Genomic DNA, 5483 nt, shown 5'->3' with positions numbered 1-5483 from the left:
GTATACTTTGCCCTCCGCTAGAAAAGCCATACCCCGTCGCAGCAACGAGGGGACGGTCTCGCAGGGCCGCCGCACGGGCCTCCGGGTCGCCCGCCGCCCGGCGCGCTGTAGAAGTCCTTCCGCTTGCCCCCCGAAGGGGGGTTGGCAACTACTGGCGAGTTTGTTATCAGCTATTACAGCCATGAAGCTTTCCGATTGGGCGCGTCAATAGGGGGTCCGCTACCTCACCGCCTGGCGGTCACTCTGGAGGTGCCTGGCGAGCCGGCCGAATTTTGTCCAGCGAAAACGAACGAAATGGGGCCCCCGGCCGGCCCGGGGCGGCCCGCGTGGCTCTCTCGGGAACGTGACCCAGATGGCGGTGCCTACAATCATGGGGGCGGAACCGGCCGGCGAAACCCAAGCTGGCCGGAACGGGGAACCCTATGGCGTTACGGGCTGGCCGTCCGAAGCAGCCCTACCGGGAGTTCCCCGGGAAAGGACGCCTGTGGAGGTCCCTCGGGCGGCGGAACGGCCCTGGCCGGTCTACGCGCCTCGGGTCGAGGAAGCCGGAAGGGGTCGGTCATTTGTTTCGCCTCGCAAGGTGAAACAGATGACGATGCGCCACGGAACGGTGCCCTCACGGCGATCCCATCCCCGCCGGGCGGATGCGCGGCCACAGATGGATGAGGAAGGCCGCGACGCCGGCCGCTTCCAGGGCGGCGCCGAGAAAGGGGAGCCCGGCAGCAGCTGGGAGCGGGATCCACACGCTGGCGCCGGCCAGGACCACGCCGGCGTTGAGCAGGCCGAAGGCTGCCCAGGCCAGCCCGCTCCGCCCCCGCGGGTCCCCAGGCCGTTCCAGAGCGAAGCGGGGGAAGATCCAGAAGGCCACCCCGAAGGTGAACTGCACCGTCCAGCCGATCAGCATGGCGTGGATGTGCCAAGGCAGCAGGGCCATCGCCCGGGGATGGAGGGGCCAGGCCTTGTGAAGCAGCATCAGGCCGCCGAACAGGAAGCCGTAGGCCAGGTGCAGGAAGGCGGCGCGGACCATCCATCGGCTCAGGCGCGGCATCGGCCCCTCCTCAGCGCCCTTTCACCCGGGGCCACATGTGGAGGACGAAGATCCAGCCGGCCGCGACCAGCATCACCGCGCTGAGGGCCAGCCCCCACCGGGCGAGGGGGATCGGGTCCACGGCGACCCATGGCTCGAACAGGGCGCGCAGCAGAAGGCCGCCGTTCAGCAGGAAGAAGACCGCCCACATCCACCGCGCGTCGCCCCGCGGCCGCGCCTTCGAGAGGGGCGGGAACATCCACCAGGCCACCCCGAAGATGAACTGTGCCACCCCGCCCACCATCAGCAGGTGGAAGTAGACGGGCGTCGCCGCCGCCACGGCAGGCGGGAGGGAAAGCCAACGGCCGAGCCCCAGCCCCATCCCCAGGGCCAGGGCGGCGGCCCAGTGGATCAGCGCGGCGCGGACCATCCACCGGGTGGGCCGTGGCATCTCTCGGTTCGCCGCATTCTAGGGGTGGGCCACCGGCCGGATCAGGTCGGGCTCATCGATGTGGGGGGCGTTGACCCGCGGGGAGACCGGATAGGCGATCATGCGGTCGGCCGGGTAGGGGCGCAGGACCTCGCGCCAGGCCCGGGGGCCGGCCGTGTCGTCCAGCCACACCTCCTCGTGCTCCGGGAGGAGGATGGCCGGCATGCGGTCGTGGATGGGGGCCACCCGCTCGTTGGGGGCCGTGGTGATGATGGTGAAGGACGCGATCACCTGCCCGTCGGGGCCCTCCCAGCGGTCCCACAGCCCGGCGAAGGCAAAGGGCTCCCGCCCCTCCAGCCCGATCCAGTACGGGAGGCGTCCGTAGGGGGTCCGCTGCCACTCATAGAAGCCGTCGGCCAGCACCAGGCAGCGGCGCCGGCGGAAGGCCTCCCGGAAACTGGGGCGCTGGGCGAGGGTCTCCGCCCGGGCGTTGATCAGCCGCTGGCCGATGGCCGGGTCTTCCGCCCAGTGGGGGATCAGCCCCCAGCGCAGCAGGCGGATCCGCCGCGGGCCCTCGTTGAGCAGCACGGGCAACTGCTGGGTGGGGGCGGCGTTGTAGCGGGGCCGCCATGGGCCCTCCAGCCCCTCGGCCCGAAACCGCGCCGCCAGCCGCTCCGGGTCCGTGAAGATCGTGTAACGGCCACACATGGAGTCCCCCTTTCCCACCGTCCCCGGATATTTTACCGCCGCGGCCGGGCGCCGGCTCATTCCCCGTAGGCCAGCCGCTCGATCAAGAAGGGCGGGAAGCCCAGGCGGCGCATCCGCTCCTGGGTCTCCCGGACCGGATAGGGGACCCGCCGGAAGGTCCAGGTCATCGTCTCCAGGTCCAGGATGGCGTAAGCCGCCCGCGGGTCGCCGTCCCGGGGCTGGCCGACGCTGCCTGGGTTCAGCAGCCAGCGGCCCTCCTGGAGGGAGAGGGGCTCGTTATAGACCGGCTCGACGATGAGGAGACGGGCCTCCTCGGGGCGGGGGATATGGTAAGCGATGGCCACGTGGGTGTGGCCGAAGAGGCCGACCCGGGCGGACATGGCGGCGAAGTTCTCCCAGGCCGTGTAGGGGTCTAGGATGTATTCCCAGATGGGCGCCCGGGGGCTGCCGTGGACCAGGGTGAAGCCCTCCGCCTCGGCCTGGGGGGGCAGGCGTTCCAAGTAGGCCCACAGGGAGGCGGGGAGCTGATTTCGGGTCCACTCCAGCACCCAGCGGGCAGTGGCGTTGAAGGTTCGCAGGGGGATGCGGCCCAGGACCCCCCAGTCGTGGTTGCCGGCCAGGGCGACGGCGGCCAGGGCCTGGATCCGATCGATGCAGGTGACAGGATCCGGCCCGTAGCCCACCAGGTCCCCGAGGAACCACAGGGCGTCCCAGGTCCCGGCATCGGCGAGCACCGCCTCCAGCGCCGGCAGGTTGGCGTGGATGTCCGAGAGCACCAGGACACGCATCGCCCGCTGCCTCAATGTCCCTGGGGTTTACGGAGTCGTCGGCGTTGGCGAGACGGCGGGCGTCAGCGTGGCGGTAGCCGTGATGGTGGGCGTGAGGGTCGGCGTGGGGGTGGCCGTAGCGGTGGGCGTGAGGGTCGGCGTCGCCGTGGGGGTGTTGGTGGGCGTGGGGGTCGCGGTGGCTGTGGCGGTGGGCGTGAGCGTCGGCGTACGGGTGGCCGTGGGGGTGAAAGTGGGCGGGACCCACTGGGTGGGCGTAGGGAGCCGGGTCTCGGTGGGCCCGAAGGGCACCGTAAAGGTGGGCAGGAGCACCGGGGTGAGCCCCAGGGGGGTGAGGGTCGGGAAGGGCGTGGGGGATGCCGGGATCCCTCCCGCCGGCCGGGCCGCGGCCAGCAACACCCCGCCCAACACGTAGCAGGGGAGGGTGGCCAGGATCAGGCTGATAAAGACCACATAAAGGGTCCGCCGGCGCGGCGGCATCTGGTCCAGCCAGTTCATGGGCGGGCGCTCCACGTTCAGGGTCCGGCGGGGCGGATCGCCCTGGCCCCGCCTTCGGCGGCTAGATTAGGCCCGGCCCCGGTCCATGTCAATCGAGCGAAAGGGGTGGGCCCATCCCATGGGGAGCAACCGCATGGCCTCCTTACCAGATGGGTGAGGGCGGTTGCCGAAATCCGTATCGCGTGTTTCAATGAGCGCGCCGCCCCCTCGGGGCGGCCCTCGGGATCGCTGGAGAGGAGGTCGTTGCGGATGGACGAACTGGAGGCGTTGCATCGGGAAGTGCAGGCCTGCACCCGTTGCCCGCTGGCCCGGGGGCGCACCATGGCGGTCCCCGGCGAGGGGCCGCGGACCGCCCGGGTGATGTTCGTCGGCGAGGCTCCGGGCTTCCACGAGGACCGGCAGGGCCGTCCCTTCGTGGGGGCGGCCGGGAGCTTCCTCAACGAACTGTTGGCCTCCATCGGCCTGAAGCGGGAGGAGGTCTACATCACCAACATCATCAAGTGCCGGCCCCCCGGGAACCGGGACCCTTACATGGACGAGATCGAGGCGTGCAGCCCGTATCTCGACCGACAGGTGGCCCTGATCAACCCCCAGGTGATCGTCACCCTGGGCCGATATTCCCTGGCCCACTGGCTTCCCAACGCGAAGATCTCCCAGGTCCACGGCAAGCCCATCCGGGTGGGGGACCGGGTGATCTTCCCCATGTATCACCCAGCGGCGGCGCTGCACCAGCTGGCCCTCAAGCGGACGGTGGAGGAGGATTTTCAGAAACTGGGGGCCTTCCTGGCTGGGCTGCTACGGACCTCGGAGGAACGGCCGCCGGAGGAGCCCAAGCAGTTGAGCCTGTTCTGAGGGCAGGAGGCGGGCGATGGGTCTGGGTGGGGAAGGGCCTTGGACCATATCCCCGGCGTCCGGCCCATCGGAGGGGTGGTCGGGCCGGTGGCCATCGTGCGCATGGCGGTGGAGGATGCCTACAACGCCCGGGAGTGGCGGGAGGGGGAGGGGCTGGACGAGGTCGCCTGCCGGGTGGATCGCATCACCCGCCGGACCTGCCGGGCGGTGGCCGAGTTCGCCTTCTGGTATGCCCGTCGCATCGGGGCCAAAGTGTTCGGCGGTCCGAAATATACCGTCAGCCGCATCTACGAGGGCATGTTCAAGGAGGAAGTGGACGCCGCCGCCCGGCGCTATCCCGACGTCCGTTACGAGCCCCAGTTGATCGATGCCACGCTGGCCCTCCTGTTCGCCCGGGCCGCCGAGCCGTTGGTGATCCCCTGCCTCAACCGCGATGGGGACCTTTTGAGCGACCTCGTCCTGCAGCTGTTCGGCTCCATCGCGGGCAGCGAGTCGCTGCTGCTCGCCTTCGATGAGGACCTGCGGGTGAAGACGGTGATGGCGGAGGCGCCCCACGGCACCGCGCCGACCCTCTACCGCAAGAACATAGCCAACCCGATGGCCATGATCCTGGCGGGCGCCGCCCTGCTCTCCTTCATCGAAGCGGAGGCCGCCCAGCGGGCGAGCCGCGCCATCTACGAAGCGGTCTTCGAGAGCGTCTACGACGGGATCGCCACTGCCGACCTGGGCGGCCAGGCCACCACCACCGAGTTCACCGATGAGGTGATCCGTCGTATCGCCCGCAAACTGGAGGTCTGGGAAACCCTCCGCCTGGTGGGAGGGGGGCGTCCCTCGCTCCCCGGCCCTCAGTAGTCGGTCCCGGAGGCCGGTTGCGGCTGGACCACAATGCGTCCCCGCATCCGGGTGTGGATGCTGCAGAAGTATTCATACGTCCCCGGCTGGCGGAACGTGAAGCGGAAGGACTCCCCGGGCCCCAGGCGCCCGGAGTCGAAGGCCCCGCTGGGATACCCCGGGGTGCCGGCGGTGACCGTATGGGGAACCCCCTCCTCGCCGTTGATCCATTCCACCGTGGTCCCCACCGTCACCACCAGTTCCGCCGGGTGGAAGGCGAAGTTCCGCAGGACCACCTGGGGCTTCCCTGCGGCGGGCGCCGGGGCGGTCGGCGTGGGGGCGGGCGGGGCTG

General features: G+C 70.3%; 7 protein-coding genes and 1 pseudogene. 2 read left to right on the top strand and 6 right to left on the bottom strand.

Annotated elements, in window-relative coordinates; translation table 11 throughout:
* Nucleotides 1-616: 616 nt before the first annotated feature.
* From C4313_RS10975 to C4313_RS10955, 5 genes are read right to left on the bottom strand one after another with little or no spacing between them, the layout of a single operon-like run.
* A complete protein-coding gene (locus C4313_RS10975) occupies nucleotides 617-1048 on the bottom strand; it encodes a hypothetical protein (protein ID WP_352429901.1) in 432 nt (143 codons plus the stop codon).
* Between the two features lie 10 nt (nucleotides 1049-1058).
* On the bottom strand, nucleotides 1059-1478 hold the full coding sequence (locus C4313_RS10970; protein WP_352429900.1) for a hypothetical protein: 420 nt from the start codon (nucleotides 1476-1478) through the stop codon (nucleotides 1059-1061).
* Nucleotides 1479-1496: 18 nt separating this feature from the next.
* The gene (locus C4313_RS10965; protein WP_352429899.1) at nucleotides 1497-2165 is read right to left on the bottom strand and encodes an SOS response-associated peptidase; all 669 of its coding nucleotides are present in this window, start codon (nucleotides 2163-2165) and stop codon (nucleotides 1497-1499) included.
* Between the two features lie 56 nt (nucleotides 2166-2221).
* On the bottom strand, nucleotides 2222-2953 hold the full coding sequence (locus C4313_RS10960; protein ID WP_352429898.1) for a metallophosphoesterase family protein: 732 nt from the start codon (nucleotides 2951-2953) through the stop codon (nucleotides 2222-2224).
* Nucleotides 2954-2980: 27 nt separating this feature from the next.
* A complete protein-coding gene (locus C4313_RS10955; RefSeq protein ID WP_352429897.1) occupies nucleotides 2981-3448 on the bottom strand; it encodes a hypothetical protein in 468 nt (155 codons plus the stop codon).
* 249 nt (nucleotides 3449-3697) lie between these two features.
* On the opposite strand from C4313_RS10955, the gene C4313_RS10950 reads away from it, so the two are divergent.
* Both C4313_RS10950 and C4313_RS10945 read left to right on the top strand, forming a co-directional pair.
* On the top strand, nucleotides 3698-4300 hold the full coding sequence (locus C4313_RS10950; RefSeq protein ID WP_352429896.1) for a uracil-DNA glycosylase family protein: 603 nt from the start codon (nucleotides 3698-3700) through the stop codon (nucleotides 4298-4300).
* 48 nt (nucleotides 4301-4348) lie between these two features.
* Nucleotides 4349-5152, top strand: a pseudogene (locus tag C4313_RS10945) (isocitrate/isopropylmalate family dehydrogenase); the annotation flags it as partial.
* On the opposite strand, the gene C4313_RS10940 reads toward C4313_RS10945, so the two are convergent.
* Nucleotides 5146-5483, bottom strand: a 338-nt coding sequence (locus C4313_RS10940) for a cupredoxin domain-containing protein (RefSeq protein WP_352429895.1), incomplete at its 5' end; no start/stop codon positions are given. The pseudogene C4313_RS10945 and the gene C4313_RS10940 overlap by 7 nt on opposite strands.

Origin of the sequence: Thermoflexus sp. (assembly GCF_040289485.1) — a bacterium.
GTDB lineage: Bacteria > Chloroflexota > Anaerolineae > Thermoflexales > Thermoflexaceae > Thermoflexus.
This window is presented reverse-complemented; position numbering and strand designations above follow the sequence as displayed.